Origin of the sequence: Enterobacter sp. HSTU-ASh6 (assembly GCF_026319105.1) — a bacterium.
In the GTDB taxonomy this organism is placed as follows: Bacteria; Pseudomonadota; Gammaproteobacteria; order Enterobacterales; family Enterobacteriaceae; genus Enterobacter; species Enterobacter sichuanensis.
Map to the genome: position 1 here is coordinate 17,327 of NZ_WSPD01000025.1, position 24,474 is coordinate 41,800.

Annotated in this window: 29 protein-coding genes and 1 pseudogene; 16 read left to right on the forward strand and 14 right to left on the reverse strand. The window is 56.9% G+C overall.

Translation table 11 applies throughout. The features are described 5' to 3' along the window. Positions 1 to 26 precede the first annotated feature (26 nt). Entirely contained in the window at positions 27 to 938 is a 912-nt protein-coding gene (locus tag GM298_RS21065; RefSeq protein ID WP_266155216.1) for a LysR substrate-binding domain-containing protein, read from the forward strand. Positions 939 to 1,035: 97 nt separating this feature from the next. On the opposite strand, the gene GM298_RS21070 is transcribed toward GM298_RS21065, so the two are convergent. Further along, positions 1,036 to 1,506 (reverse strand): hypothetical protein, encoded by a 471-nt coding sequence (locus GM298_RS21070; protein WP_095449697.1) that lies wholly within the window; start codon positions 1,504 to 1,506, stop codon positions 1,036 to 1,038. A gap of 297 nt (positions 1,507 to 1,803) precedes the next feature. Between GM298_RS21070 and GM298_RS21075 the strand changes: the two are divergent. Then, positions 1,804 to 1,956 (forward strand): annotated as a pseudogene (locus GM298_RS21075) (aminoglycoside phosphotransferase); the annotation flags it as partial. 138 nt (positions 1,957 to 2,094) lie between these two features. Beyond that, on the forward strand, positions 2,095 to 2,571 hold the full coding sequence (locus GM298_RS21080; RefSeq protein WP_025757949.1) for a WbuC family cupin fold metalloprotein: 477 nt from the start codon (positions 2,095 to 2,097) through the stop codon (positions 2,569 to 2,571). Positions 2,572 to 2,634: 63 nt separating this feature from the next. Here the strand turns inward: GM298_RS21080 and GM298_RS21085 are convergent, their stop codons facing one another. From GM298_RS21085 to GM298_RS21110, 6 genes are all read right to left on the reverse strand, one after another. Continuing rightward, a complete protein-coding gene (locus tag GM298_RS21085; protein ID WP_045284310.1) occupies positions 2,635 to 3,234 on the reverse strand; it encodes an NAD(P)H-dependent oxidoreductase in 600 nt (199 codons plus the stop codon). A gap of 73 nt (positions 3,235 to 3,307) precedes the next feature. Continuing rightward, complete coding sequence (locus tag GM298_RS21090) at positions 3,308 to 3,901, reverse strand: TetR/AcrR family transcriptional regulator (RefSeq protein WP_266155217.1); 594 nt, start codon at positions 3,899 to 3,901, stop codon at positions 3,308 to 3,310. A gap of 34 nt (positions 3,902 to 3,935) precedes the next feature. Continuing rightward, positions 3,936 to 7,025 carry an efflux RND transporter permease subunit gene (locus GM298_RS21095; RefSeq protein WP_266155218.1) on the reverse strand — a complete coding sequence of 1,030 codons (3,090 nt, stop codon included), beginning with the start codon at positions 7,023 to 7,025 and terminating at the stop codon, positions 3,936 to 3,938. Further along, positions 7,022 to 8,128 carry an efflux RND transporter periplasmic adaptor subunit gene (locus tag GM298_RS21100; protein ID WP_259564649.1) on the reverse strand — a complete coding sequence of 369 codons (1,107 nt, stop codon included), beginning with the start codon at positions 8,126 to 8,128 and terminating at the stop codon, positions 7,022 to 7,024. The genes GM298_RS21095 and GM298_RS21100 overlap by 4 nt, the downstream gene beginning before the upstream one ends. A 74-nt stretch (positions 8,129 to 8,202) precedes the next feature. Continuing rightward, positions 8,203 to 8,817, reverse strand: a complete 615-nt coding sequence (locus GM298_RS21105; RefSeq protein ID WP_059385340.1) for a TetR/AcrR family transcriptional regulator — start codon at positions 8,815 to 8,817, stop codon at positions 8,203 to 8,205. 135 nt (positions 8,818 to 8,952) lie between these two features. Beyond that, positions 8,953 to 9,864, reverse strand: a complete 912-nt coding sequence (locus tag GM298_RS21110; RefSeq protein WP_266155220.1) for a LysR family transcriptional regulator — start codon at positions 9,862 to 9,864, stop codon at positions 8,953 to 8,955. A 98-nt stretch (positions 9,865 to 9,962) separates the two neighbouring features. On the opposite strand from GM298_RS21110, the gene GM298_RS21115 reads away from it, so the two are divergent. Both GM298_RS21115 and GM298_RS21120 read left to right on the forward strand, forming a co-directional pair. Beyond that, complete coding sequence (locus tag GM298_RS21115; protein WP_262746904.1) at positions 9,963 to 11,069, forward strand: alkene reductase; 1,107 nt, start codon at positions 9,963 to 9,965, stop codon at positions 11,067 to 11,069. Positions 11,070 to 11,092: 23 nt separating this feature from the next. Then, positions 11,093 to 11,632 (forward strand): ester cyclase, encoded by a 540-nt coding sequence (locus GM298_RS21120; protein WP_266155221.1) that lies wholly within the window; start codon positions 11,093 to 11,095, stop codon positions 11,630 to 11,632. A 37-nt stretch (positions 11,633 to 11,669) separates the two neighbouring features. Here GM298_RS21120 and GM298_RS21125 read toward each other — a convergent pair whose 3' ends face one another. After that, a complete protein-coding gene (locus GM298_RS21125) occupies positions 11,670 to 12,137 on the reverse strand; it encodes a DUF1348 family protein (RefSeq protein WP_032672511.1) in 468 nt (155 codons plus the stop codon). Positions 12,138 to 12,238: 101 nt separating this feature from the next. On the opposite strand from GM298_RS21125, the gene GM298_RS21130 reads away from it, so the two are divergent. Next, positions 12,239 to 12,820: a TetR/AcrR family transcriptional regulator gene (locus GM298_RS21130; RefSeq protein WP_025757935.1), complete on the forward strand. Its 582-nt coding sequence runs from the start codon at positions 12,239 to 12,241 to the stop codon at positions 12,818 to 12,820. After that, the gene (locus tag GM298_RS21135; RefSeq protein WP_025757933.1) at positions 12,817 to 13,329 is read left to right on the forward strand and encodes a GNAT family N-acetyltransferase; all 513 of its coding nucleotides are present in this window, start codon (positions 12,817 to 12,819) and stop codon (positions 13,327 to 13,329) included. The genes GM298_RS21130 and GM298_RS21135 overlap by 4 nt, the downstream gene beginning before the upstream one ends. Here the strand turns inward: GM298_RS21135 and GM298_RS21140 are convergent. Both GM298_RS21140 and GM298_RS21145 read right to left on the reverse strand, forming a co-directional pair. After that, positions 13,310 to 14,098: a hypothetical protein gene (locus GM298_RS21140; protein WP_025757931.1), complete on the reverse strand. Its 789-nt coding sequence runs from the start codon at positions 14,096 to 14,098 to the stop codon at positions 13,310 to 13,312. The two genes, GM298_RS21135 and GM298_RS21140, sit on opposite strands and share 20 nt — an antisense overlap. A 1-nt stretch (position 14,099) precedes the next feature. After that, complete coding sequence (locus GM298_RS21145; RefSeq protein ID WP_008502331.1) at positions 14,100 to 14,297, reverse strand: hypothetical protein; 198 nt, start codon at positions 14,295 to 14,297, stop codon at positions 14,100 to 14,102. A gap of 258 nt (positions 14,298 to 14,555) precedes the next feature. Here GM298_RS21145 and GM298_RS21150 point away from each other — a divergent pair, with 258 nt between their 5' ends. The 8 genes from GM298_RS21150 to GM298_RS21185 are packed head-to-tail and all read left to right on the forward strand — an operon-like array spanning position 14,556 to position 20,430. After that, positions 14,556 to 14,990 carry a nuclear transport factor 2 family protein gene (locus GM298_RS21150; RefSeq protein ID WP_025757930.1) on the forward strand — a complete coding sequence of 145 codons (435 nt, stop codon included), beginning with the start codon at positions 14,556 to 14,558 and terminating at the stop codon, positions 14,988 to 14,990. Beyond that, positions 14,987 to 15,706, forward strand: coding sequence for an SDR family NAD(P)-dependent oxidoreductase (locus tag GM298_RS21155; RefSeq protein ID WP_025757929.1), 720 nt, complete (start codon positions 14,987 to 14,989; stop codon positions 15,704 to 15,706). The genes GM298_RS21150 and GM298_RS21155 overlap by 4 nt, the downstream gene beginning before the upstream one ends. Next, positions 15,703 to 16,962, forward strand: a complete 1,260-nt coding sequence (locus tag GM298_RS21160) for an NAD(P)/FAD-dependent oxidoreductase (protein ID WP_025757927.1) — start codon at positions 15,703 to 15,705, stop codon at positions 16,960 to 16,962. Before GM298_RS21155 ends, GM298_RS21160 begins: the two co-directional genes overlap by 4 nt. A 1-nt stretch (position 16,963) precedes the next feature. Beyond that, the gene (locus tag GM298_RS21165; protein WP_025757925.1) at positions 16,964 to 17,686 is read left to right on the forward strand and encodes a DUF1365 domain-containing protein; all 723 of its coding nucleotides are present in this window, start codon (positions 16,964 to 16,966) and stop codon (positions 17,684 to 17,686) included. Beyond that, entirely contained in the window at positions 17,683 to 18,903 is a 1,221-nt protein-coding gene (locus GM298_RS21170) for an SAM-dependent methyltransferase (RefSeq protein ID WP_025757924.1), read from the forward strand. Before GM298_RS21165 ends, GM298_RS21170 begins: the two co-directional genes overlap by 4 nt. Further along, a complete protein-coding gene (locus GM298_RS21175; protein ID WP_266155224.1) occupies positions 18,900 to 19,385 on the forward strand; it encodes a DUF2878 domain-containing protein in 486 nt (161 codons plus the stop codon). The genes GM298_RS21170 and GM298_RS21175 overlap by 4 nt, the downstream gene beginning before the upstream one ends. Further along, a complete protein-coding gene (locus tag GM298_RS21180; RefSeq protein ID WP_025757922.1) occupies positions 19,382 to 19,906 on the forward strand; it encodes a hypothetical protein in 525 nt (174 codons plus the stop codon). The genes GM298_RS21175 and GM298_RS21180 overlap by 4 nt, the downstream gene beginning before the upstream one ends. After that, complete coding sequence (locus GM298_RS21185; protein WP_266155226.1) at positions 19,903 to 20,430, forward strand: DUF3833 domain-containing protein; 528 nt, start codon at positions 19,903 to 19,905, stop codon at positions 20,428 to 20,430. Before GM298_RS21180 ends, GM298_RS21185 begins: the two co-directional genes overlap by 4 nt. Before the next feature lie 2 nt (positions 20,431 to 20,432). Here the strand turns inward: GM298_RS21185 and GM298_RS21190 are convergent, their stop codons facing one another. Then, a complete protein-coding gene (locus tag GM298_RS21190; RefSeq protein WP_095449679.1) occupies positions 20,433 to 20,891 on the reverse strand; it encodes a DMT family transporter in 459 nt (152 codons plus the stop codon). Between the two features lie 3 nt (positions 20,892 to 20,894). After that, positions 20,895 to 21,329: a DMT family transporter gene (locus GM298_RS21195; RefSeq protein WP_045284328.1), complete on the reverse strand. Its 435-nt coding sequence runs from the start codon at positions 21,327 to 21,329 to the stop codon at positions 20,895 to 20,897. A 93-nt stretch (positions 21,330 to 21,422) separates the two neighbouring features. On the opposite strand from GM298_RS21195, the gene GM298_RS21200 reads away from it, so the two are divergent. Then, positions 21,423 to 22,355 (forward strand): LysR family transcriptional regulator, encoded by a 933-nt coding sequence (locus GM298_RS21200; protein ID WP_266155228.1) that lies wholly within the window; start codon positions 21,423 to 21,425, stop codon positions 22,353 to 22,355. Positions 22,356 to 22,360: 5 nt separating this feature from the next. Here the strand turns inward: GM298_RS21200 and GM298_RS21205 are convergent, their stop codons facing one another. Further along, positions 22,361 to 23,389: a methionine synthase gene (locus GM298_RS21205; RefSeq protein WP_045284330.1), complete on the reverse strand. Its 1,029-nt coding sequence runs from the start codon at positions 23,387 to 23,389 to the stop codon at positions 22,361 to 22,363. Between the two features lie 23 nt (positions 23,390 to 23,412). Further along, positions 23,413 to 24,387 carry a DUF1852 domain-containing protein gene (locus tag GM298_RS21210; RefSeq protein ID WP_266155229.1) on the reverse strand — a complete coding sequence of 325 codons (975 nt, stop codon included), beginning with the start codon at positions 24,385 to 24,387 and terminating at the stop codon, positions 23,413 to 23,415. Positions 24,388 to 24,474: the final 87 nt, after the last annotated feature.

Sequence of the window (24,474 nt, forward strand, 5' to 3'; positions counted from 1 at the left end):
GAATATTCATCACTTAAAGGGAAATTATGTCCTTACCTCCGCTGTATGCTCTGCGCGCTTTTGAAGTAGCCGCGCGGCTGAACTCCTTCAGCAAAGCCGCTGAAGTGCTCAATATCACACCGGGTGCGGTCAGCAGGCATGTCCGGACGCTTGAAACGTGGTTTGACTGTGAGCTCTTTAAACGGCAGGGGCCGAGAGTCGAGGTCAGCGACGCCGGGCGTATCCTGGCAGGACAGCTTAGCGAAAGTTTCTCGAATATCGAGTGGGCCTGTCGCGCATTCCGAAGTGAAAATCATCTGTTGCGCCTTAAAGCGCCCAGCACCCTGACGATGCGTTGGCTTCTGAATGTCCTCAAATCCTTTCGCGAGAACCATGCAAAACCTAAAGTTGAAATCGCCAGCGTCTGGATGGACTTTGACACCGTAGACTTCAGCCGCGAGCCGTATGATTGTGCGATCCTCCTCGGCAATGGCTACTTTGGCGAGTCAACGGAGAGTCGGTTGCTTTTCAGCGAATGGCTCATTCCGGTGTGTACGCCGTCTTTGCTGGAGTCTGCCCGGCACCAGCTTTCGCAGTGCGATCTTATCCATCCTTCTGCGGACAGACGGGACTGGAAACGCTGGCTGAAAAGGACCGGGTTATATCCGGGGCTCGACATGAGTGGCGGGATCGTGTTCGACACCCTGGAGCAGGGAAGTCTTGCCGCCATGCACGGGCATGGTATTGCGATGGCCGATCTTCGGCTCACGCTGGAAGCCCTGAAAAGCGGACTGCTTGCATTACCCTTCAGGGAAGCCATCGACACAGGCGACGGCTATTATCTTGTCTGGCCGAAAAACTCACTCAGAACACACAGTATCGAACGCCTGCGGGACTGGCTTAACCTCCATACGCCAGTGGTTCCTGCTCTGGATATTGTCTGTCTGAACGTTGAATAGTCACCTTCGCCCGGCGGCGCTACGCTTGCACGGGCCTACAACAGAGTCCGGGTAAGCGCAGCGTCACCCGGCAAAAAGGACGGCCACAGGCATAACATCAGGCGTAGGGAATATTTGCCATGTGTTTATATCTTTCCGGCAGCGCGCTGTTCAGATTAAGCAATTTATCGATAATATAAAGCGCAGGCGTACCTTTTTCGCGTTCAGCATCAATCAATGCTGAACGTAACAGATTGGCAGCCGTTGTTATTTTCTGGAAATAAGCCTCAGACTCAGGCGTCTGTACTTCACCTGATGCGGCGTAACGCACCCGGGGCCAGTCCGCGAAGTCAAGCAGCGGAAGGAGCCCATCTTCTTTTGGCAGATGCGCCGCGAGCAGCTCCTCGGCGTTACCCGGCGCACTCTGGGCGAAAGAGAGCAGATGCAGTCGATGAATAAAGGGTGACAGCGCTTCGGAATGTTCTTTTTCTGCTGACAGTATTTTAATTAAGTCATGTAAGCTTTCGGCGATATTATTTTTATGCGGCGCGATAATTTTCATGACCGGGAGTAAAACATCGAGTGTCATAGGTGCTCCATACAGGCAGAGTGGTATTTATAATTTGAAAGGGATAATGACCTGATGGTATTTAACGTGATTACGTTTGAAAAACGATAAATAGTGAGCATCAGTGTGAGTTTTACTCAACATCTTATTTATCCCATCACGCTATACTTACGACCAGAAACCGAACGTATCGAATGAGGATGGTATGTCTCCCGACAACTTATCCAGAATGGGCGCAGCAAAGGTACGCCTTTTGACGGATCAACATGGCAATCAGATAATTGAAAAAAGCCCTGTTAGTGATGTTGTGCAGACAGGTTAGCCAGAGAAATCACTATCGCCAAAGCATGGATTGTCACTGAAGTCGTGTTATTACTGCACGAAAGGAAAAAGCCTGATCTGAATATCTACCTTAACTGGTACAGGGACCATCTTCCCGGCTGGCTGGATGAGTCCGTCACCCTTCTTTGAGGCCATTTTCAGCCTTCAGGCCGATAACTCAGGCAGCGTTTTGTTTCACAAATGCCGTAGCCCACAGTCTGTTCAGAATGGTATAACGCCTTGCGGCACTCGGGGTGCCGTCAGCTGACCCCATTCACAAAGGTGTATATGAAACAGATTACTTTCAGCGATCTGCAGCAACAGAGCGAGCAGGCCGCCATTTCCCCTCGCTTACGTGCGCATCGTAATTTACACCCTGAACTGAGCGACCCGGTTCAGCGCCTGGCCATTGCCATGGAGCCTGGCACCTATGTTCGCCCGCATCGCCACCCGCATACCTTTGAATTGCTGACAGCGCTCAGTGGCCGCTTTCTGGTGCTGAATTTTGATGACAACGGTAATGTGACTCAGCGCGTGGTGTTGGGTGAAGCGTGCAAGGTGCTGGAGATGGAGGCGGGCACCTGGCATGCCGTGCTGTCACTGGATAAAGGTGGCGTTGTTTTTGAGGTTAAACACGGCGGATATCAGCCTGTTGCCGGGCCTGATTTTGCCCCATGGGCACCTGCTGAAAACGCACCCGGCACCGAAAAGCTGATGCAATGGTACGCGCAGGCGCAAGTGGGTGATGGGGGTTTTACCCTGTAAGGGTTCTCATCTGTGCCCGGCGCGCGATGAGGTGCGCCGGGAAATTTCAATCACAGGCTGATTTTAATCCGCAATATTGAGTCCTTGCAGAAAATCCTCAACCTGAGCAGGCGTTGCCGTATCGGCCTGGTAGAGAATATCGAGCGTGACGTTCTTCAACCCGCAGAAGCCAAATACACCTTCGATGATTTGCGTCTGAATCGCCGTCGAGTAGCCGTGTTTATCAAATCCGGTGAGATCGCTGCCGCCAGTGGCAATCAGGCGGACGGGAACATCCCGTAAGTTGCCCACAATCCGGCCGTCGTCGGCTACCTTATACGCCCAGTTCAGGGTTAATACGCGATCGAACCAGCCTTTCAACAGCGCGGGAACCGACCACCAGTACACCGGGAAGACAAACACCAGCATATCCGCTCGCTCGACGCGCTGCTGCTCGCGCAGAATATCGTCAGGGAGGGCGCCGGGTTCGCCATGATAAAAATCCAGATCGGCGCGCGACATGGCCGGATTAAAACCTTCGGCATGCAGGTCAGCCCTTTCAACCTGCATACCTTGTTCGCGAAGCTGTCCGGCAATGCGATCGGCCAGCGAATGAGACAGCGAGTTTTCGACAGGGTGAGCCGTCACGATCAGCGCATTTTTGATGACATCTTTAGCAGACATAGCAACCTCAGCAGGGAGTGAATTGCTTTCTATATTACTATTGGTAACTTGTCTGTCAATCTGCCTGCTACGATCATTTTGTGCTTTTCGCGTAGGTCTCCAGCACGCCGGACATGGCGCCGCTAAGCATATCTTCCGCAACATTTCGGGCGAGCGCACCGCTCCCTGCGGCGGCGCTGAGCGCGTCCGCAGCACCCAAAATGGCCGTCAGCACCGCTTCCCCCTGGACACCTTTGAGCACGACAAAAGGAGAAAGTGCGGTGCGCAGGCAGTCGGCACACTCTGCCACGCACGCTTCCCGGAAGGTCTGAAGCGCGTGGGACCCGGACAGCGCCGCGGCGATGGGGCCGGTTTCGGGCCCCGCGGTTATGGCGCAATCGATATAGGCGGCGCTGAAAAAGCGGATCGTCTTTTCCAGCGTTTTGCTGTCTACCGCCAGCGTTTCACGGAATTTTTTCAACTGCCGATCGCTGTAATCCCGGTACAGCGCCATCAACAGCCCTTCGCGATCGCCAAAGTGGTCGTAGGGGATCGGCTTTGTCACGTTGGCCCGTTCCGCCAGGTAACCCAGCGTCAGTGCCTCCGTGCCTTGCTGGCGGACAATGCCACGCGCCACCTCCAGCAGCTGCACGCGGCGATCCTCTTTTCTTAAGCGCTTAACAACCATGTTTTCCTCGGGTCAGTTAATTACTGAGGGTAGTTTACACGTTTTCAGCAGGGAGCTGCACGCCTTGTTCCGCAGGGCGGATCCGGAACCAGATTGCATACATCGCCGGCAGAAAGACGAGCGTAATGATGGTTCCCCCCAACGTTCCGCCGATCAGCGTCCAGGCCAGCGTTCCCCAGAACACCGAATGCGTCAGGGGAATGAACGCCAGCACGGCAGCCATCGCGGTCAGTAATACCGGGCGCGCGCGCTGGACCGTCGCCTCAACCACCGCCTGGAACGGATCGAGGCCCGCCTTCTGGTTATGGTCGATTTGCCCGATCAGAATCAGGGTATTGCGCATAAGAATGCCTGACAGGGCGATCAGGCCCACCAGGGCGTTGATGCCAAACGGCTGATTAAACATCAGCAGGGTAGGGACCACGCCAATCAACCCCAGCGGCGCGGTAAGAAACACCATTACCATCGCCGAGAGCGAACGCACCTGCAAAATGATGATCAGCAGCGTCAGGGCAATCATGATCGGGAACAGCGGGAGCATGGCCTGTGTGGCTTTACCTGATTCCTCAATCGACCCCGCCATGTCGATGCGGTATCCGGCTGGCAGCGCATCAACAATCGGCTGGAGCTGCTTCATGATGGCAACCGACACATCCGGTGGCTGAAGCGTGTCGGCGATATCGCCCCGCACGGTAATGGTCGGTGTGCGATCGCGACGGCGCAGGATCGAATCTTCCATTCCAATCTCAATCTTGCCGATTTGGGACAGCGGAACACGCTGTCCCGCATTGCCGACCAGGGTGAACCCCTCGATTTTTGCCGGATCAAGGCGGATATCTCCCGCGGCGCGGCCCATCACCTCTACCGAACGGATATCTTCCCGTACGGCGGTAACAGGCACACCGGACAACAGAAACTGGAGCTGGCGGGCGACGTCACTGGACGTTAACCCCGTCGCCTGCAGGCGGTTCTGGTCGAGGGTGAAATGTAATACAGGCACGCGCGAGCCCCAGTCACTGTTGACGGTGCGCATCATCGGGCTTGCCTCCAGCACGGCTTTCACCTTATCAGCGATGCCACGCACGGTTGCGACATCCGGCCCTGAAACGCGCCAGGCCACCGGGAAGGGCGAGTACGGGCCAAACACCAGCTGCGTTACCCGCACGCGGGCTTCCGGCGCAAGGCCGCTCGCGACCGCCTGCCGAAGCCTGAACTTGAGCGCCTCGCGTGAGGTCTCGCTGTCTGTGAGGATCACGACTTTGGCAAAAGACGGATCGGGCAACTCGGGGGCCATCGCCAGATAAAAACGGGGTGAACCCTGTCCAATATAGGCGGTAACGATTTTGGCTTCCGGCTGTTTGCTCAGCCAGGCTTCAATTTTTGCGGTGGCGGCGCTGGTCTGCGCAATCGAGGTACCGTAGGGCATCTGGACTTCTACCAGCACTTCCGGGCGATCGGAGGTCGGGAAAAATTGTTTTTTTACCAGCCCCATACCGAGCACGGCGAGGATAAAAATGGCGACGACCGAGCCGGCCACCCGCCATTTTCTGGCGATAACGCGGCCAAGCAGCAGGCGAAAACGGTTATAGCGAGGCGTGTTATAGATGGCGGCATGGCCACCTTCCACGACCGGAATGTTTGGCAGGATCTTCACGCCCAGATACGGCGTGAACACCACGGCGACAAACCAGGAGGCAATCAGGGCGAGGCCGACAATCCAGAACATGTTGCTGGTGTATTCCCCGGCGGTCGACTGGGCAAAGCCGTTCGGCATAAAGCCAATGGCCGTCACCAGCGTACCCGCCAGCATGGGCGCGGCGGTGTGGCTCCAGGCGTAGGCGGAGGCTTTGATTCTGTCGTAACCTTCCTCCATCTTCACCACCATCATTTCGATGGCGATAATGGCGTCGTCAACCAGCAGGCCAAGCGCGAGGATCAAAGAGCCCAGCGTGACGCGGTCAAAGTTTATTCCTGCGGCCTCCATTACCACAAAGACCACCGCCAGCGTGAGCGGGACCGCCGCTGCCACCACCACGCCCACGCGCCAGCCCATGCTGACAAAACAGACCACCATCACTACCAGCAGGGCGACGAAGAATTTGATCATAAACTCGTCGACCGACGAGCGGATATTCACGGACTGATCGGTGACTTTGGTCAGGGTCATGCCGAGCGGCAGGCCCTCATTAATTTTCGCCACTTCTGCATCCAGCGCTTTACCCAGTGCCAGACCGTTCCAGCCTTCACGCATCACAATGCCCAGCAGAAGGGCGGGCTCATGCTGATTACGGATCAGCATCGTCGGGGGATCTTCGTAGCCCCGTTCAACCGTGGCCACATCGGACAGCTTGAGGGTCTTGCCCTGAGCCACAAAGGGGGTATCGCGGATCTTTTGCAGTTCGTCGAAAGCACCGTCGAGGCGAATAAAAATCTGCGCGCCCCGGGTCTCAATGGAACCAGCAGCGGCCAGGGCGTTCTGGCTGTTGAGCGCAGTGAAGATATCCTGGGTTGAGAGCCCCATCGTTGCCAGACGGTCATGCGAGAAGGAGATGTAAATCCGCTCAGCCTGCTCACCGATGATATTCACCTTCTTCACGCCCGGGACGTGCAGGAGCTGCTGGCGAAGGCTTTCGGCATCACGTACCATCTGCCGCTGCGGTTCGCCTTTCGCTTTCAGGGCAAAGAGGGCAAAGGTAACATCTGAAAATTCGTCATTGATCATCGGCCCGATGACGCCGGACGGGAGACGCCGGGTTTCATCTCCCAGTTTCTTCCGCGCCTGGTAGAACTCGTCCTGCACCTCAGCGGGCGGCGTTTTGTCCTGCAATGACAACGTGATAAAGGCCATGCCGGGGCGGGTATAGGTTTCCGTGCGGTCATACCATTTGAGTTCCTGCAGGCGCTTTTCCAGCGGTTCGGCAACCTGATCCTGGATTTCCTGCGCGGTTGCGCCCGGCCAGACGGTAATCACCGTCATCTGCTTCACCGTGAAGGGTGGATCTTCTGCGCGTCCAAGGCCAAAAAAGGCGTAAATACCGGCAATTGTTACGAGAACGATCAGAAACAGCGTGACTGAACGCTCGCGAACGGCGAGCGCTGACAGGTTGAAGCGGTTTTCGCTCATGGCGTGGTCTCCGCGAGGCCGGCATGACGTTGTTCGGCCAGCCTGACGGTCTCACCTTCATGCAGAAGATGGGCACCCAGCGCAACAATCTTCTCCCCGGGCTTCACGCCTCCCGTGACCTGCGCGGCATCGTCCCCCACGCTCTGCACCGTAACGGGCGTCCAGGCGACTTTTGCTGACCGATCGGAAATGCGCCAGACGCCGGGACCGTTGCCTGCATCGTAGAGGGAGGCCAGAGGAACCTGCATCACCTGACCCTGCTGGCGTACGGCGAGCTGGAGCGTGACGGTTGCCCCCAGTGGCGCGTTTGCCAGGGCGCCTTCCAGGACATAGCGTGCTTCATAGGTGCGGGTGGTGGCGTCGGCGGAATCAGACAGCAGGCGCAGTGTTGCGCTGACCGGGTGTGTTTCATTGCCATACAGCGTGGCCTGCGCGGCGCTGCCGACGGCAGGACGCAGGGTCTCCGGGAACTGTACAAGCGCTTCGCGCTGTCCCGCTCTGGCAAGCCGGATCACCACCTGACCGGCGCTGACCACCTGACCCGGTTCGGCGAGGGTCTCCATCACCACGCCGTCGGCATCCGCCAGCAGTACGGCATAGCCCGTGGCGTTTTGCGCCACGCTAGCCTGCGCCCGGGCAGCGCTGAGCTCCGCTCTGGCCGTATCCGCAGCGGCTTTGATCTGGTCATACTCTGCGGCGGACACGGCGCCAGAGGCCACCAGACCGCGATAGCGCGCCTCATCGCTGGACGCTTTGCGCGCGCGTGCCTGGGCGGCGTCCACCGCGCGCTGCTGTGCCTGGGCCTGTAATTTCAGATCCACCGGGTCAAGGCGCAGCAACGGCTGACCCTGTTTGACGGTCTGCCCGGTATCCACCAGACGTTCGAGGATTTTTCCCTGCACCCTGAAACCCAAATCGCTTTGCGTTCTGGCGACCACCACGCCCGTGAAGGCGCGGGCTGTGTCGCTGGCAAGTGCGACAGAGGCGGATCTGACAAGCGGCGGCTGAGTGCGCGGATCGTCACTCGAAGACGTATCGCCGCATGCCACCAGGGCGAACGGCAGGAGACAAACGGCAACGCGGGCTGAAGTGAGCCTGAGCATGGGAAACCTTTTTGACGTAACAGAACGGTATCCGCATTCTCTGACTAGTGACCAATATTGTCAATGGTCACAAATCAGGGGGCCAGGCTTCGTAAAATCAGTGAAGAGAGCAGCACTGCCGCAGCCGGGGCCGTTTCGAGGTTGTACTGCAGCTGTACGGGATTGATGTAAGGACACATCACCATGTGAATGGCCTGGGTGACCTCGTCCAGCGGCGTTTTTCTCTCGAACTCACCGGCCTGCCTGCCTTCGATGATGATGCTCTCAATCAGCTTCATCAGGCTTTCTGCATACCGTTCCGTTGAGGGCCACTGTTCGCGTGCGGCGACGGCGGCAATGTCGTAAAGCTTACGATCGTGGAAGAACAGCTCGCTGCCTGCTTCGGTTAGCGCTTTGAAAAGACGGCGCAATTTTTCGCTGGCCGAGGGCGCGTCCTCGATGGCGGAAAGCACGGCCGCCATGATCAGTTCCAGGCGGTTAGCACAGATCACTTCACCAATTGCCTGTTTGGACTCAAAAAATTTATAAATGTAGGACTTAGAAAAACCGATAGATTTGGCCAGCTCGGCCACGGTGGTTTTTTCATAGCCGTAGTGGCCGAAGTGCTCAAAAGCCGCTTCGACAATTTGCTCTCTGACAGTGTGGTCAAGTGGACCACGTGATGATGGGGTAGGCATATTTTTAGTCATTATTTAAGCTTAGCGTGACAGGTTACGATTAACAACGAGTGACCATTTTGTATTTTGGTTACCTGTGTTTTCGTACCAGGTCATCCAGACGGGACGATGACCCGGTGAGGGGTAGTGTATCACCGTTTTTTGGCGTTATTGTTTTTTAAGCCAGTCGAGAAAAAACTGACTGAACGCCGTGACCTGAAGCGGCTGCAGGGTGCGCTGCGGGTAGACAAACTGCAGCCCGACATCTTTGCGGTCGTATCGGCTAAAGCCGGTGAAGCTGTCGGCAAACAGCACCGTGAGTCTTCCTGTCTCAACGTCGTCTTTGACGTCCCACCACGATTTCCCCGCCATGCCCGCCCCGCTGAGGGCCCACTGACGAAGCAGCGCGCCGTCGTCACACACCATGGCAGGATCGACACGAACGACCGTCTCCTTGCCCTCAGTCTCGAAGCGCCATTCGTTCATCACCACGCCCTGCGACTCAAGCGCCAGGCACCGGTGATGGGCTAACTCCGCAAACGTGGCCGGGACACCATGGGCGGTAAGATAGGCCCGGGAGGCGACCAGTACCCGATGATTGGGGCGAATATTTTTGACGACAAGGCTGCTGTCCGGGAGGTTGCCGAAGCGCACGCTCATATCGAGCCGGTTAGCGACCAGATCCTCAACGTGCTCTCTTAACGAGATGAAAAATTTCACGTCGGGATGGTGGCGGGAAAACTCAACCACGGCGGGGCTAAGGTACTGCCTGCCAAAGTCAGAGGGGGCAGAAAGGCGAATATTACCGCTTAGCACGCCTTCTTTTTGTGTCAGTAACGACTCGGCATGGCGAACCTCTTCCAGCACGCGCAGTGCGGCATGGTAAAACTCTTCGCCAGCACGGGTCAGGGTGATGGACCGCGTTGAGCGATGGAACAGGCGGGTCTGGTAGCGCTCTTCAATCGCCTTCAGCCTGGCCGTCATGGTGGCAGGGGAAAGCGACAGGCGTCGTCCGGCAGCGGAAAGGCCACCGGCCTCAGCGACTTCAACCAGCAGGGCCATGTCTTCGAGTTTTCCCATTATTCATTTTTTCCGAAAAGTGCATCTGATTTTAGCGTAATTATCAAAAGCAGATGCCGTCTGTAAAGTGGTTTCATCCAAACCATAAGGGATGAAACATGAAACAGACCTCACTTTTTGAACGCTACAGGTTAGGTTCGCAGGACCTCAAAAATCGTATCGTCATGGCGCCGATGACCCGTGCGCGTTCCCTTCAGCCGGGCAATATTCCCTCTGCGCTGATGGCGGAATATTACCGGCAGCGGGCCAGCGCGGGGTTAATCATCACCGAAGCCACGCAGATCTCGCCTCAGGGTCAGGGATACTCCTGGACGCCCGGCATGCATTCGCCGGAGCAGGTTTCAGGATGGCAACTCATCACGGGCGCCGTGCACCAGGCGGGCGGACTCATTTTTTCTCAGCTCTGGCACGTCGGGCGAATGTCCCACGCCAGTTTTCATCAGGACGGCCAGCCCGTCGCCCCGTCAGCGCTGGCGCCGGACGCGCAGGTATGGGTGGTGAATGAAAAGGGCGAAGGCCAAATGGTGGACTGCCCGCAGCCGCGAGCGCTTTCGCGCAAGAACATTCACAGCATCGTCGCGGACTATCGCCAGGCCGCGCTGAATGCCGTTCAGGCCGGATTTGATGGCGTGGAGGTTCACGGCGGTAACGGTTATTTAATCGACCAGTTCCTGCGCCAGACATCCAACATACGCACGGATGAGTACGGCGGCACGCTGGCGAATCGGATCCGCTTTGCTCAGGAAGTGTTAAGCGCCATTGCTGAGGCCATTGGTCACGAGCGAACGGGCATTCGTCTTTCGCCGTTTATTACCCAGCGCGGGATGAACGATCCGCAGGTCTCTGAAGCCATACTCGCGCTTGCGGCCTGGTGCGAACAACAAGGGATTGCGTTCATCCACCTGGCGGAAGCCGACTGGGACGATGCGCCGCAGATCCCCGAACAATTCCGTCAGTCACTTCGCGAGACCTTTAGCGGGACGCTGATCGTCGCGGGTAACTATGACCTTGCAAAAGCCGAAAAAATACTTGCGGCGGGCTATGCCGATTTAATTGCCTTCGGACGACCGTTTATTGCCAACCCGGATTTACCCCACCGGCTGGCGCACCGGTTGCCGCTGGCAGAGGTGCGGGATCCCGCCACGCTGTTTGGTGGCGCCGGGAGGGGATATACCGATTACCCACAATACAGGGTTAGCGAGTAACGTAAAAAATGGTGAGAAAGAAGATGAACGCTTTGAAAACTTTTCGTCCCGCCCTCGCGGCGCTTATTTTTGTTGGACTGTCGGGCGGCGCGTATTCGGCGCAGTCAGAATGGGTGAAACCACAGCAGCTTATTGTGGATAAGAGCCTGTCCCGGACGCAATTAACAGCGAATGAAGCCGTTGCCAGAGAATATGCCACGTTCTGGAACACCGGAGAAGAATCCCTGGCGCGTGATGCCCTGGCAGCGAATTTTATTGATAAAACGCCGCCGGAAGGTCGTAAGCAGGGGCCGGAGGGCGCTATTTTAGCCTCGCGTGCGTTTCGCACGGCAGTGCCGGATTTACGCTGTGAGGTTGAGCAGATGATTATTTCCGGCGACCGCGTGGTCTCCCATTTGCATTTTTACGGCACATTCACCGGGACATTTGGCAAGCTGAAGGGGAAGGGGCAAAAAATAGATTTTATCGCCACGGATATCTATGAAATCCGCGAAGGGAAAATTGCGGCTAACTGGCATATTGAAGACAACCTGACGCTGATGAAACAGCTGGGCGCACTGTAATTCACCACTCCGGGGCAGCCCGGAGTGATGCGAAATTCTATAATCCCAGATCGCTCAGCGAGGGGTGATCGTCCGGGCGTCTGCCCAGCGGCCAGTGGAACAGCCGTTCCGATTCTTGTATCGGCATATCATTTACGCAGGCAAAACGACGCTTCATCAGTCCGTCCGGTGCGAACTCCCAGTTTTCATTGCCGTACGAGCGGAACCAGTTGCCGGAGTCATCATGCCATTCATAGGCATAGCGAACGGCGATGCGGTTATCCGTAAAAGCCCACAGCTCCTTAATCAGACGATAATCCAGCTCTTTTTTCCATTTCCGCGCCAGGAACGCCTGCGCCTCTTCACGGTTGGTGGCGAACTCAGCGCGATTGCGCCATTGGGTATCCTGCGTATAGGCCAGCGCGACTTTCGCCGGGTCACGACTGTTCCAGCCATCTTCTGCCAGTCTGACCTTTTCGATAGCGCTTTCACGGGTAAAGGGCGGTAAGGGAGGGCGTGTGTTCATGGCGATTACCTCAGTGAGTTATATGTAGACAGGTCTGTCTACTTGCGGTAATCTATGTCTGTAAAATAACGCTGTCAACCCCATTATGAGGCTGTATAAAATTGAAAGCAGAAGCTGCAGGCAACGATAAAAAAATCAGCGTCAGGGATAAAATAATACTTACGGCGCACGATCTGTTCTATTCCACGGGCTTCAAAGCAACCGGCGTGGATACGCTGATTAAAGAGGCGAAAGTGACGAAGGTGACGTTTTATCGCCACTTTCCGAGTAAAAGTTTACTTATCCTTGCCTATTTGCAGTATCGGCATGAAATATGGATTGACTGGTTTGAAACCACGTTGCGCCGACATCTCGACGCTGGCCTGACCGCGTCCGATGCATTATCGGCAACGTTTAAGGAATGGTTTGTTTCACCCGAGTTCCACGGTTGCGCATTTATTAATGCCAGCGCGGAAGCCAAATCCGAAGATATTGAAAACGAAATAAAAGCGATATGTCGCGATCATAAAATCGAAACAAAGAATATTATTGCGTCGCTGACGAAGATCGCTGATGAGCACGTCGTCAATGAAATCATGTTGCTCATTGACGGTGCCATTATTCATGCGCAAATGGGCATGGGGACGGATGAGGTCATCACGTCGTTGAAGCGGGCGTTGGCAGGGTTACCAGGTGGCAAATGATGCTTAGAATTCGACAGGCCACCGTGGCCGATTCAACACTGTTAAGCGAGCTGGGATACCGCATCTATCCGGCCCATTTTCAGCATTTGTGGGTGTCAGGCGCAGAAATGAAGGATTTTCTGGCCGCCGAGTACGCCCCTTCCGTACTCCAGCAGAGCCTGACTGAGAGCCCTGTTTCCTGGTTTGTAGCCGAAACCGATCGCCCCGTGGGGTTCATGAAAGCGACCTGGGAGGCCACGATCCCAGAAACGGATAAACAGGGCGTACTCCTCAACAAGCTCTACCTTGATCCTGCTGAAACCGGCAAGAACTATGGTCAGGTCATGTTCAACACCATTATCGACCTGGCCCGGAACAGGGGGAAAAACTATCTCTGGCTGGAGGTGCTTGAGCAGAACGCGGGCGCGTACCGGTTTTACCAAAAGCAGGGCATGCTCTGCCTTAAGAACGTGCTTTTCGAAACCGCTTCTCAGCAGAGCATACTCAGAATTATGGGGATGTCTCTTTAGCACACGCATGCTCGTCCCGCTGTGCCAGCGACAGCGCGCTGGCGCTGGCGGGATCGAACAACGACAGGCTCTCAATCTGATTGAGTAAAATCACTTTGCGGAATGACATGGCGCTACGGGGTTCTGAGTCGAGCGTAATGTCATGCTCCGCATACCACCTGCTGTAATTATTCTCGATGCGCAGGTTCATCGTCTTCGCGTCCCGGTACCCGCTCAACATCGGGATCAGCACGATGTTGGCCGTTTTTTCATATTCCAGCGTCGCGGTGTGGATCATCCCCACGTATATCCGCCTCGACCGCAGCGTGACCTGCGCCAGCTCGCCTTGCTCCATACACTGATAGAGCAGTTGTTCGATCCCGCTCGCCTGCGCAAGCCGTTTGTAGAGCTTTTTCCGGCTTTCCCCATCCAGCCTGGCGCTGCCTGCCCAGTTAGAGCGGTAGAGGCAAAACAGGATGGCGAAGGCCAGCATCACCACCACCGGCGCCTGAATGCCTAAAAAACTCCAGTTCATAAAGTCGATTTGCCAGTCGGTGTATTTCGGAGAGGCAAAGTGAAAAGCGTTGTTGGCGGCGGAGAGGGCGAGCAGCAGCAGCCAGAGCAGCCCCGTGGCAATCACGCCCTGCAGAACGAAAATAGAGCCATACAGCGCAACCAGAAAATAGACGTCCCAGCCGAAGGAGCGTTTGATTTTAAAGCGGGTGGACAGGTCGCGGCTGGTGTACCAGTACCCGCAGACCATCAGCACCATAAATATCGCCGTTCCCATATCAGGCCCTCTTCAGCGCGTTGACGTGACGCAGAAAGTCCTGCCGTACCTCGTTGCTTTTGTAGTTCACCGAGGCGTTGCCGTCCTGGTCGATGATAATGCGATCGCCATCTTCGACAGCTTCAATAATTTCCTGCTGACTCATGACCTGAAGTAAGGATTCGGGGCTGGAGAAAAGTGAGAGAAAGAAGCGTTTCATGTCAGGCATCCTTATGAATTAAAAAGAATAAGCCTGGAAGATGGCCGGTGAGTTTGCCTTAAGGATTTCCTGAAAGTGAAAGCCGGATGGCGGCTACGTCTCACCCGTCCTACAAAACCCTCAATTGAATGAAGGTGCATCTAATTGAAATTATTAGAAAATAAAAAATAAATTTGCACAAACTTGGACAAATAACGTTAATTGTGTAAGTTTTAATTATGCGATTACGCCACGTTGTTTACAGCCAGGATGTGACCCATGAGCACTTTGCCCTCTGTCGTGAGTCGGTTTGTTGAGTACTACGCCGCACTGGATAGCCAGCCGCCCTCGGCGCTGGTGGGGCTTTATCACTCAAATGCGACGCTTATCGATCCCTTTGGCGAGCATGACGGGCTTTTCGCGCTTCAGCGCTACTTCACCCATCTGCTGGCCAACGTTGAGCATTGCCGTTTTACCATCGATGACCCACTGTGCGGCGAAAACCGGTTTGTGGTCACCTGGGTGATGCACTGGTCGCACCCGCGCATTGCCGGAGGAGAGCCGCTCGAACTGCCGGGGTGCTCGGTGGTGGAGACGGAAAACGATCTCATCACGCGCCAGCGGGATTACTACGATGCAGGAGAGATGATCTACGAACATCTGCCTCTGCTGGGCTGGGCGGTTCGCGGCGTCAAGCGCAGGGTGAAATCATGAAGACGGTGCTGATTACCGGCGCCAGCTCGGGCATAGGGGCTGGGCTTGCGAAATCCTTTGCCGCTGACGGCTACCACGTGATTGCCTGCGGACGCGATCCGGCGCGCCTGGAAGCGCTCCATCAGACCTGCCCCAATCTCACCGTTCGCCTGTTCGATATGACAGACAGGGACGCCTGTCGCCAGGCCCTCTCCGGTAGCTATGCCGATCTGGTTATTCTTTGCGCCGGTACCTGCGAATACCTCGATCAGGGCGTGGTGGATGCGGCCCTGGTGGAGCGGGTGATGGCAACCAATTTCCTTGGCCCGGTGAACTGCCTTGAGGCACTTCAGCCGCAGCTGGTTGCCGGCAACCACGTGGTGCTGGTGAGCTCAATGGCCCACTGGCTGCCTTTTCCCCGTGCGGAGGCCTATGGCGCCTCCAAAGCGGCGTTGAGCTGGTTTGCCGAGAGCCTGCGCCTGGACTGGGAGCCAAAAGGAATTGCCGTCACGGTTGTCTCGCCGGGCTTTGTTGATACGCCGCTGACGCGGAAAAACGATTTTGCCATGCCGGGCAGGGTGAGCGTTGACGAAGCGGTGAAGGCGATCCGTATCGGGCTGGCGGCAGGAAAAATGCATATCGCGTTTCCTGTCGGTTTTGGCCTCATTTTGCGGCTGGTCGCCGGGCTGCCCGCGTTTTTACAGCGCACGCTGCTGCGCAGGATGGTGCGTTCATGAAGATTGCGATTATTGGCAGCGGCATTGCCGGGCTGACCTGCGCCTGGCGGCTGGCCGGACATCATCAGGTTACCCTGTTTGAAGCGGGAGCCGTGCCAGGAGGCCATACCGCAACCGTGGATGTGGCAACGCCGCAGGGTACCTGGGCCATCGATACCGGATTTATCGTCTACAACGACCGCACCTATCCACGCTTTATGGGCCTGCTCAGCGAGCTGGGCATCAGCGGGCAAAAAACGCAGATGAGCTTCTCGGTACACAATCCTGCGACCGGGCTTGAGTACAACGGCCATACTCTGACCTCGCTGTTTGCCCAGCGTCGAAACCTGGTGAATCCGAGATTCTGGCGGCTGCTGGGCGAGATCGTTCGCTTTAACCGTCTGGCAAAAGCGGCGCTGGAGGGCGAGGTGGATCCCAACGCTACGCTGCAGACGTTTCTGGACCAGCACGGCTTCACGGCGTTTTTTGCGCACCACTATATTCTGCCGATGGGGGCCGCCATCTGGTCATCGTCGCTGCAGGAGATGAAGCGTTTCCCGCTGCCGCTCTTTTTACGTTTCTTCCAAAACCACGGGCTGCTGGATATCACCCATCGGCCGCAGTGGTACGTCGTCCCGGGGGGCTCGCGGGAGTATATCCGCGCCATGCTGGAAAAACGGGGTGACCGTCTGACGCTGCACCTGAACGCGCCGGTGCAGCGCGTGAGCCGCCATGAGCGCGGGGTCACTCTCCAGCTCGAAAACGGTAGCCATACCTTCGACCAGGTGATATTTGCCTGCCACTCCGCCCAGGCGCTGGCCATGCTTGACGACCCGACGCAGGCGGAGCGCGAGGTGCTGGGCGATATCGGCTGGCAGCGCAACGAGGTGGTCTTGCACAGCGACCCGCGCTGGCTGCCAGTGCGCAAGCGCGCGTGGGCCAGCTGGAACTACCGTCTCAGCGAGCAGGAGCAGGCCAGCGCCTGCGTCACCTACAACATGAACATCCTGCAGGGGCTGCCTGCGGGCAGCCCGCTGTTCTGCGTCACCCTCAACCCGGAAAGGCCTGTGGACGAACGTTTCGTCTGGCAGCGTTTTGTGTATGAACATCCGCTGTTTAACCCGCAAAGCTGGCGGGCGCAGGCGCGCCGCCCAGAGATCAACGGTCAGCGGCGAAGCTGGTTCTGCGGGGCTTACTGGTACAACGGTTTTCATGAAGACGGCGTGCGCAGCGCGCTGGACGTGGTCAATGCGATAGCGGCCGGAGAGGGGAACTGAGATGAACAGCTGCCTTTATCACGGCGTGTTACGCCACCGCCGCCTTCAGCCGAAAACGCATGAATTTCGCTATACCGTCTTTATGGCCTGGCTGGATCTGGATGAACTGCCGCTGCTGGCGTCCGTTGGCGTGCGGCGCAATCGCTTTGCCGCCGCCTCGTTCCATGACGCCGACTATCCGCTCGGCACGCCGCTTAAAGAGAACGTGCTGAGCAGGCTGGAGAGCCTGACCGGAGAACGTCCTGACGGGCGGGTTATGCTCCTGACCCAGCTGCGTTACTTCGGGTTTCATTTTAATCCGGTCAACTTTTACTACTGCTATGACGGCAAGGGGACGCTGCGCTGGGTACTGGCGGAGGTCCGTAATACGCCGTGGAATGAACGCCATTACTATGCCGTTAACGGACAGGATGCGCAGCCTACGGAAAAGGCGTTTCACGTTTCCCCGTTCAACCCGATGGACATGATCTACCACTGGCGCTTCAACACCCCGGACAACACGCTGCATATGCACATTGAAAATCATCAGGATACAAAGGTGTTTGACGCCACCCTGGCGCTGCATCGGGAGCCGCTGACCCGCCCGGCGCTGCGCGCACTGCTGCTGCGCATCCCGTTCATGACCCTGAAAACCGTATTCGCCATTTACTGGCAGGCGCTGAGGCTGTGGCTCAAGCGCGTGCCGCTGTATAACCATCCCGTCAGCAGGAGTGAACGCTCATGACCGATCCCGTCTTTGCGCTTGAACCCGATATCCCGCGCAACGTCCGCATCGCGCGCTGGCTGCTTTTCAGGCTGTTAAGCGGCATCCGCGGCGGCTCGCTCACCCTGCGTGAAGGGGCGCAGAGTTTCCATTTCGGCGAAACATCCTCCGCGCTGCATGCCGACGTGCAGATCCTGACGCCCGGGGTCTACTGGCGTGTCTTAACGGGCGGGAGCCTTGCCGCGGCAGAAGCCTGGATGGACGGCGAATGGGAGACCGCGCAGCTTACGCCGCTTCTGCAAATCCTGGCTCTCAACGGCGAGGTTCTTGGCCGTCTGGAGAAAGGCTTTCGCCTGCTCGGCAGGCCGCTTGAGCGGCTACGCCACTGGACGCGGCGTAACTCCCGTGCCCAGGCGCGGGAAAATATCGCCGCCCATTACGATCTGGGCAACACCTTTTACAGCCATTTTCTGGATAAGGAGCTGCTTTACTCCAGCGCGCTGTTTACCGCGGATGAGCAGGATCTTACCGCGGCTCAGCAGGCCAAAATGGCGCGCCTGTGTGAACAGCTGGCGCTGAGTCCGGGGGATCACCTGCTTGAAATAGGCACCGGCTGGGGGGCAATGGCGGAATACGCCGCCCGGCATTATGGCTGTCGGGTGACCACCACCACGCTTTCGCAGGAGCAATACGTCTGGGCAACCGAGCGGATTGCCCGTGCGGGGCTGCAGGACCGGGTTGAGGTGCTGCTCTGCGACTATCGCGACCTGACCGGGGAGTATGACAAGCTGGTCTCAATAGAGATGATTGAGGCCGTCGGGCAGCGCTATCTGCCCACGTTCTTCCGCACCTGTCAGGCGCGGCTGCGGCCGGGAGGACGGATGGCGATTCAGGCCATCACCATTCAGGATCAGCGCTATCGCGACTACAGCAAAAGCGTCGATTTTATCCAGCGCTACATTTTCCCCGGCGGCTTTCTGCCGAGCATTACCGCGATGAATGAGCTGATGACGCGCCACACCGACTTTGTGGTGCGCAACCTCTTCGACATGGGGCCGGATTACGCCCGCACGCTGGCCCACTGGCGGCAGCGTTTTGTCCATGCCTGGCAGGAGATTGAAAAGCTCGGCTTTGATGACCGGTTCCGCCGGATGTGGCTGTATTACTTTGGCTACTGCGAAGCCGGGTTTAACGCCCGCACCATCAGCGTGGTGCAGCTTACCGCCGAGCGCGTATGAGAGGTTACCTTCAGGTTTTCCTGCTGGCCGTCGCGTTCGATCTTTACTGGGCGCTGGTGGTGCTCTTTCGCGAACAGGGCCTGATTCTCTGGCTCGCGCTGGCGATCCTGGCGTGTCTGCTATTGCCGTCGGTTTACCGTCTTTACGCCATTGGGCTGGCGGCGGCGGGCAGTTTGCTGGACGCGCTCTGGGCCCTGACCGGGCTCATTGCCTTCACGGGCGAGTCGTTGATGCCGCTATGGATGGTGGCATTGTGGCTGATGTTCGCCACCGTCTGGACGCAGCTGACGCGCACCACCACGTTACCCGGCTGGCTGCTGACGCTGCTTGCCGCCGTGGGGGGGCCGGTGGCCTATCTGTTCGGCGAGCGGCTGGGCGCCATCACGTTTCTGGAGCCGACCGTTATCGTCGTCGGCTGGATGGTGCCGGGGTGGCTGGTGTTGATGCTGTTTTACCACCTGCTGATGGGGAGACAAAAATGAGAACTGCGGTACTGCTGCTTTGGCTCACGCTCGTCGCGCCCGCGGCCCTGGCGGCTGACTGGCTGGCCTGGCGTAAGGTGGGCGACGCCACGCTCACCTGGGGACCTTTCACCGTCTATACCTCCCAGCTGCGCACCCCGGACGGGCGTTACGGTCAGGAGAATGCCAGTCAGGCACTGATTATTACCTATGCGCGCGATATCGATCGCGAGGCGCTGGTTGAGGCGACCCGCGACCAGTGGCAGGCGCAGGGGATCCTGCAACGGGAACCCCGAAGCGAAGCCTGGTTACAGATGCTGCGCTCTCTGTGGCCAGATGTCCGGCCGGGCGCACAGCTGGCGTTTGTGCTCGACGACGGGCAGGGGCAGTTCTGGTATCGCGCGTCAGCAGCGCAAAAAGCCTTTATTCCACTCGGACCGCGTCAGTCAGAAGCCTTCAGCACCCGCTTCCTGGCCATCTGGCTGGGTCCCCGCACGCAATATCCTGAGCTGCGTCAGCAGTTAATCGGAGGCCAAAAATGAAACGTTTCCTGACCCTGGCGCTGGCATTGACGATGCTGCTGGCAGGCTGTAGTACCGAGGTGGCCGAGTATCGCCAGCAGCAGCCGCGGCTGGATATCTTCCAGTACTTTCAGGGCAAAACCGAAGCGTGGGGGATGGTGCAGGATCGCAGCGGTAAACAGATCCGCCGCTTTCACGTGGAAATTGCCGGGGATGTTATCGGCGATACGCTGACCCTCAATGAACACTTTGTTTATGACGACGGTGAGAAGCAGCAGCGGGTATGGCATATCCGGCGCGTGGGGAACGATCGTTACGAGGGCACGGCGGGGGACATTGATGGTGTCGCCACGGGGCAGGCAGTGGGCAACGCCTTTAACTGGCATTACAGCATGAATGTAAAAGCCAACGGGAGCACCTGGCGACTGACGTTTGACGACTGGATGTACCTGCAGGACGAGACCCATCTGTTTAATAAAACGGAGATGAAAAAATTTGGCGTCACCGTCGCCACGGTGACGCTGTTCTTTACCCGTAAGAGATGAATCTAGTCGCGGGCGCGGTGGGTTTTACTGCCCGAGTAGATGAACCAGAGCGCAATACCCAGGCAAACTACCGCCCCGAGACGACTCGTTGAAAACGGAATGGCAGGATTACCCAGCCAGCCAAAGTGATCAATCAGCATGCTCATCGCGAGCTGGCCGAAGATCACCGCCACCGTGGCGACGGCGGTGCCGATCCGCTGCACGGCCAGCACCATTATCACGATATAGGGCACGCCGAACATCGCGCCGAGGAGCTGCCATTTTGGCACGTCCAGCAGCGTAATGGCCTGCTTAGGCTCAACGAAGAAAATCAGCAGGGCGGTCACCAGCGCGCCGACGGAAAAGGTCAGAAACGCACTTTTAAATACGCCCACGCTGCTGCCGAGCTGTCCGTTGATTGCAGCCTGGATGCTCAGCGTCGCGCCGCCGCAGACGGCCAGAAGGATCATAATCAGTGTCATACGTTACCCCTGTGCGACCAGAACCAGTGCCGCAATGATGAAACCCAGCGCGATAATGCGTTTCGCGTTTATTCTCCTGTGCGGTGTCCCCAGCAGACCATAGTGGTCAATGATCAGGCTTTTAAAGACCTGACCGGCCAGAATGCCGATCATGGTCATGGCGATGCCGATGGCGGGTGTCGCAACGGTCAGAATGACCACGTACACCGGGCCAAGCACGCCGCCGAGCAACTGCCAGCCGGGCTGAGCAAAAAACGACGGGCTGTTGCGCGGGCTAAAAAACAGCATCAGCAGAAACGTTAGCGCGGCACCGACGCCAAAAATGCTGAACGTCGCCCATAAATCCCCAACTTCACTGCCCAGCGGACCGAGCAACCCCGCCTCGACGGACAGGCCCATCCCGCCGGCAATCACCAGTAAAATCAAAACAAACTGCATATCTTTCCTCCGTTTCAGGGGAAGAAGATTACGTCGCAAGCTTAGTGAGAAAAATGCCATAATTCAGTAAACACCTTTGCAAGGTATGCATTAATGGTCGACGCCAGTAACATCAATATCCGCGCGCTGCTGATCTTTATTGACGTGTATGAAGCGCAGAACTTCTCCGTCGTCGCGCGCAGGCAGGGGATCTCGGCCTCGCAGATATCCCGCGTGATCCATCAGCTTGAAGATGCGCTGGGGCAGCAGCTTTTCTATCGCAATACGCGGGCCGTTATCCCCACAGAAAGTGGCCATCTTTTTATTCGCTATGCCCGTTCGATGGCGGAAAACCTGGAAGAGGCGCGACGGGAGCTGGACGCCCGCGCGGTGGAGCCGTCTGGCGTAATCCGTATTAACGGACCGGTATTTTTCGGCCAGAAGCACATTGCCCCGGGGCTTCCCGGTCTGGCGGAACGCTACCCCCGACTCAGCGTAGAGCTGACGCTGACCGATGATTTTATCGACCCGCACCGGGATGCTGCCGACGTGATCTTCCGCATTGGCGTGCTGACCGACTCCTCTTTTCGCGCCCGGGTGTTTGGTCAGCAGGTGTATCACCTGGCCGCATCGCCAGAGTACCTGCGTAAACACGGTGCGCCGGACGGTCCCGACGAACTGATCCGGCATCACTGTCTTGTTTATCGCGGATCGTCGGGGCCTAACCGCTGGCTGTTTCGCAGGCCGGGCGAGGCGTGGATGCACTATCCCGTTACGCCACTGATGACCTCGAATAATGCGGAAGCGTTACTGGCGGCGGCGCTGGGCGGAATGGGGATTGTGCTGTTTCCGGACTGGCTGCTGAGCGAGCCCCTCCAGCGCGGCGAGCTGATCCCGCTTCTGCCCGCGCTGGAGTGCGCCATTAATACGGAACAACAGGCTATCGCGGCGATTTATCCTGATGCCCGACATCCGCCCCTGAACGTCAGGGCGGTGATTGATTATTACGTCGAGCGTTTTGGTTCGCCGCTGTACTGGCAAGCGTAAGGGGATTACGCGCCGAGCTCCTGGCGGATAATCTCTGCGCCGGCGCTGAGCGCTTTCAGCTTGCCGTTAGCAACCTGGCGGGAGAGAGGGGCCATGCCGCAGTTGGTGGAAGGGTAAAGCTTGTCGGCATCAACGAACTGCAGCGCTTTACGCAGCGTATCGGCCACTTCCTCCGGCGTTTCAACCGTGTTGGTTGCCACATCAATCGCGCCCACCATCACTTTTTTACCGCGGATCAGCTCCAGCAGATCCATCGGCACGCGAGAGTTGTGGCACTCCAGGGAGATGATGTCGATATTAGAGGTCTGCAGCTTCGGGAAGGCCTCTTCGTACTGTCGCCATTCTGAACCCAGCGTCTTTTTCCAGTCGGTATTGGCTTTGATGCCGTAGCCGTAGCAGATGTGTACCGCGGTTTCGCATTTCAGCCCTTCGATGGCGCGTTCCAGCGCGGCGATGCCCCAGTCGTTGACCTCGTCAAAGAAGACGTTAAACGCCGGTTCGTCAAACTGGATGATATCGACGCCTGCGGCCTCTAACTCTCTCGCCTCCTGGTTGAGGATTTTGGCAAATTCCCAGGCCAGCTTTTCACGGCTTTTGTAGTGCGCGTCGTAAAGAGTGTCGATCATGGTCATCGGCCCCGGCAGGGCCCATTTGATCGGCTTATCCGTGAGCTGGCGTAAGTATCTGGCATCGTCCACGAAGACCGGTTTCTGCCTGGCGACGGCAGAGACCACGGTCGGCACGCTGGCGTCATAGCGGTTACGAATGCGCACCGTCTGGCGATTCTCAAAATCAACGCCGCTCAGGTGTTCAATAAAGGTGGTGACGAAGTGCTGGCGGGTCTGTTCCCCGTCGCTGACGATATCAATTCCCGCGCGGATCTGCTCATCCAGCGATAAGCGCAGCGCATCCTGTTTACCCGCCAGTAATTCCTGATCCTGTAATTTCCACGGTGACCAGAGCGTTTCAGGTTGCGCAAGCCAGGTCGGCTTAGGCAGGCTGCCAGCGGTGGACGTCGGGAGCAATGTTTTCATAATAAAAGACCTTTTTGGATGAATTAAAGCGTGTAGTTATCAGACCACTGCTCAAGAATATGTTTGTAAGGCTTAATAAAGTATTCTTCGGTAAACCGGCCCTGTTCAATGGCCAGGCGGCTTCGCTCTTCACGGTCATACACAATTTTGGTTAATGAGTGATCCTGCTGGTTCAGATCCGGTCGATAGCACAGGCCCGCTGCCGAGTTGGCGTTATAGATCTCCGGGCGATAAATTTTCTGGAATGTTTCCATCGTGCTGATGGTGGCGATCAGTTCCAGATCGGTGTAATCATTCAGCAAATCTCCAGTAAAGAAGAATGCGAAAGGCGCCACGCTGTTTTCCGGCATGAAATAGCGCACGTTCAGACCCATCTTCCCGAAGTACTGTTCCGTTAAGGATTCGCCCTCCGGCAGATACTCAATGCCCAGAATGGGGTGCTGATTGCCCGTGCGGCGATAGGTATCTTTGCTGGAGACGCTCAGGCAGATCACCGGTGCTTTTCTGAAGTTCTCTTTGTATTCAGGTGAATTCACAAAGTGGCGGAAAATATTGCCGTGCAGTTCGCCAAACTTTTCCGGAATAGTGAAGTGTTGCTGGTTCTTGTTGTGTTCCAGCAGCAGGACGCTGAAATCATAATCCCGCACGTAAGACGAGAAGTTATTGCCGACAATTCCTGGAGTACGCAGGTTGCGTTTTTTGTCGATAATATACGTTTGCAATATCTCAATAGCCGGGAACGGTTTTTCCGCGCCGATATTCAGGTCGACAGAGATGATTTCCAGTTCAACCGCGTAGCGATCGGCGTTGGGGTTATCCCAGCGCGCCAGGGCGTTGAAGCGGTTGTTAATCATCACCAGCGTATTGCGCAGGTTTTCCTGACGCTTTTCCCCGCGCGCCAGGTTGGCAAAGTTGGTGGTGGTACGCGTGTTTTCTGACGGGTTGTAATTCTCATCGAAGCAACTGCGCTTAAGGGTATATGTGAAAGCTTTGCTCATTGTGGTTATGCATCCTAAGTTCATGTTGCCAAGAAGTTACCGATGCATAATTTATGCCTGAGCCCGCGGCACAGGGGAAGTGACTTA

Bases quoted from the DNA above. Each gene is read 5' to 3' on its own strand.
- GM298_RS21065 (WP_266155216.1), top strand. From the start codon at position 27: ATGTCCTTACCTCCGCTGTATGCTCTGCGCGCTTTTGAAGTAGCCGCG.
- GM298_RS21070 (WP_095449697.1), bottom strand. From the start codon at position 1,506: ATGACACTCGATGTTTTACTCCCGGTCATGAAAATTATCGCGCCGCAT.
- GM298_RS21080 (WP_025757949.1), top strand. From the start codon at position 2,095: ATGAAACAGATTACTTTCAGCGATCTGCAGCAACAGAGCGAGCAGGCC.
- GM298_RS21085 (WP_045284310.1), bottom strand. From the start codon at position 3,234: ATGTCTGCTAAAGATGTCATCAAAAATGCGCTGATCGTGACGGCTCAC.
- GM298_RS21090 (WP_266155217.1), bottom strand. From the start codon at position 3,901: ATGGTTGTTAAGCGCTTAAGAAAAGAGGATCGCCGCGTGCAGCTGCTG.
- GM298_RS21095 (WP_266155218.1), bottom strand. From the start codon at position 7,025: ATGAGCGAAAACCGCTTCAACCTGTCAGCGCTCGCCGTTCGCGAGCGT.
- GM298_RS21100 (WP_259564649.1), bottom strand. From the start codon at position 8,128: ATGCTCAGGCTCACTTCAGCCCGCGTTGCCGTTTGTCTCCTGCCGTTC.
- GM298_RS21105 (WP_059385340.1), bottom strand. From the start codon at position 8,817: ATGACTAAAAATATGCCTACCCCATCATCACGTGGTCCACTTGACCAC.
- GM298_RS21110 (WP_266155220.1), bottom strand. From the start codon at position 9,864: ATGGGAAAACTCGAAGACATGGCCCTGCTGGTTGAAGTCGCTGAGGCC.
- GM298_RS21115 (WP_262746904.1), top strand. From the start codon at position 9,963: ATGAAACAGACCTCACTTTTTGAACGCTACAGGTTAGGTTCGCAGGAC.
- GM298_RS21120 (WP_266155221.1), top strand. From the start codon at position 11,093: ATGAACGCTTTGAAAACTTTTCGTCCCGCCCTCGCGGCGCTTATTTTT.
- GM298_RS21125 (WP_032672511.1), bottom strand. From the start codon at position 12,137: ATGAACACACGCCCTCCCTTACCGCCCTTTACCCGTGAAAGCGCTATC.
- GM298_RS21135 (WP_025757933.1), top strand. From the start codon at position 12,817: ATGATGCTTAGAATTCGACAGGCCACCGTGGCCGATTCAACACTGTTA.
- GM298_RS21140 (WP_025757931.1), bottom strand. From the start codon at position 14,098: ATGGGAACGGCGATATTTATGGTGCTGATGGTCTGCGGGTACTGGTAC.
- GM298_RS21145 (WP_008502331.1), bottom strand. From the start codon at position 14,297: ATGAAACGCTTCTTTCTCTCACTTTTCTCCAGCCCCGAATCCTTACTT.
- GM298_RS21150 (WP_025757930.1), top strand. From the start codon at position 14,556: ATGAGCACTTTGCCCTCTGTCGTGAGTCGGTTTGTTGAGTACTACGCC.
- GM298_RS21155 (WP_025757929.1), top strand. From the start codon at position 14,987: ATGAAGACGGTGCTGATTACCGGCGCCAGCTCGGGCATAGGGGCTGGG.
- GM298_RS21160 (WP_025757927.1), top strand. From the start codon at position 15,703: ATGAAGATTGCGATTATTGGCAGCGGCATTGCCGGGCTGACCTGCGCC.
- GM298_RS21165 (WP_025757925.1), top strand. From the start codon at position 16,964: ATGAACAGCTGCCTTTATCACGGCGTGTTACGCCACCGCCGCCTTCAG.
- GM298_RS21170 (WP_025757924.1), top strand. From the start codon at position 17,683: ATGACCGATCCCGTCTTTGCGCTTGAACCCGATATCCCGCGCAACGTC.
- GM298_RS21175 (WP_266155224.1), top strand. From the start codon at position 18,900: ATGAGAGGTTACCTTCAGGTTTTCCTGCTGGCCGTCGCGTTCGATCTT.
- GM298_RS21180 (WP_025757922.1), top strand. From the start codon at position 19,382: ATGAGAACTGCGGTACTGCTGCTTTGGCTCACGCTCGTCGCGCCCGCG.
- GM298_RS21185 (WP_266155226.1), top strand. From the start codon at position 19,903: ATGAAACGTTTCCTGACCCTGGCGCTGGCATTGACGATGCTGCTGGCA.
- GM298_RS21190 (WP_095449679.1), bottom strand. From the start codon at position 20,891: ATGACACTGATTATGATCCTTCTGGCCGTCTGCGGCGGCGCGACGCTG.
- GM298_RS21195 (WP_045284328.1), bottom strand. From the start codon at position 21,329: ATGCAGTTTGTTTTGATTTTACTGGTGATTGCCGGCGGGATGGGCCTG.
- GM298_RS21200 (WP_266155228.1), top strand. From the start codon at position 21,423: ATGGTCGACGCCAGTAACATCAATATCCGCGCGCTGCTGATCTTTATT.
- GM298_RS21205 (WP_045284330.1), bottom strand. From the start codon at position 23,389: ATGAAAACATTGCTCCCGACGTCCACCGCTGGCAGCCTGCCTAAGCCG.
- GM298_RS21210 (WP_266155229.1), bottom strand. From the start codon at position 24,387: ATGAGCAAAGCTTTCACATATACCCTTAAGCGCAGTTGCTTCGATGAG.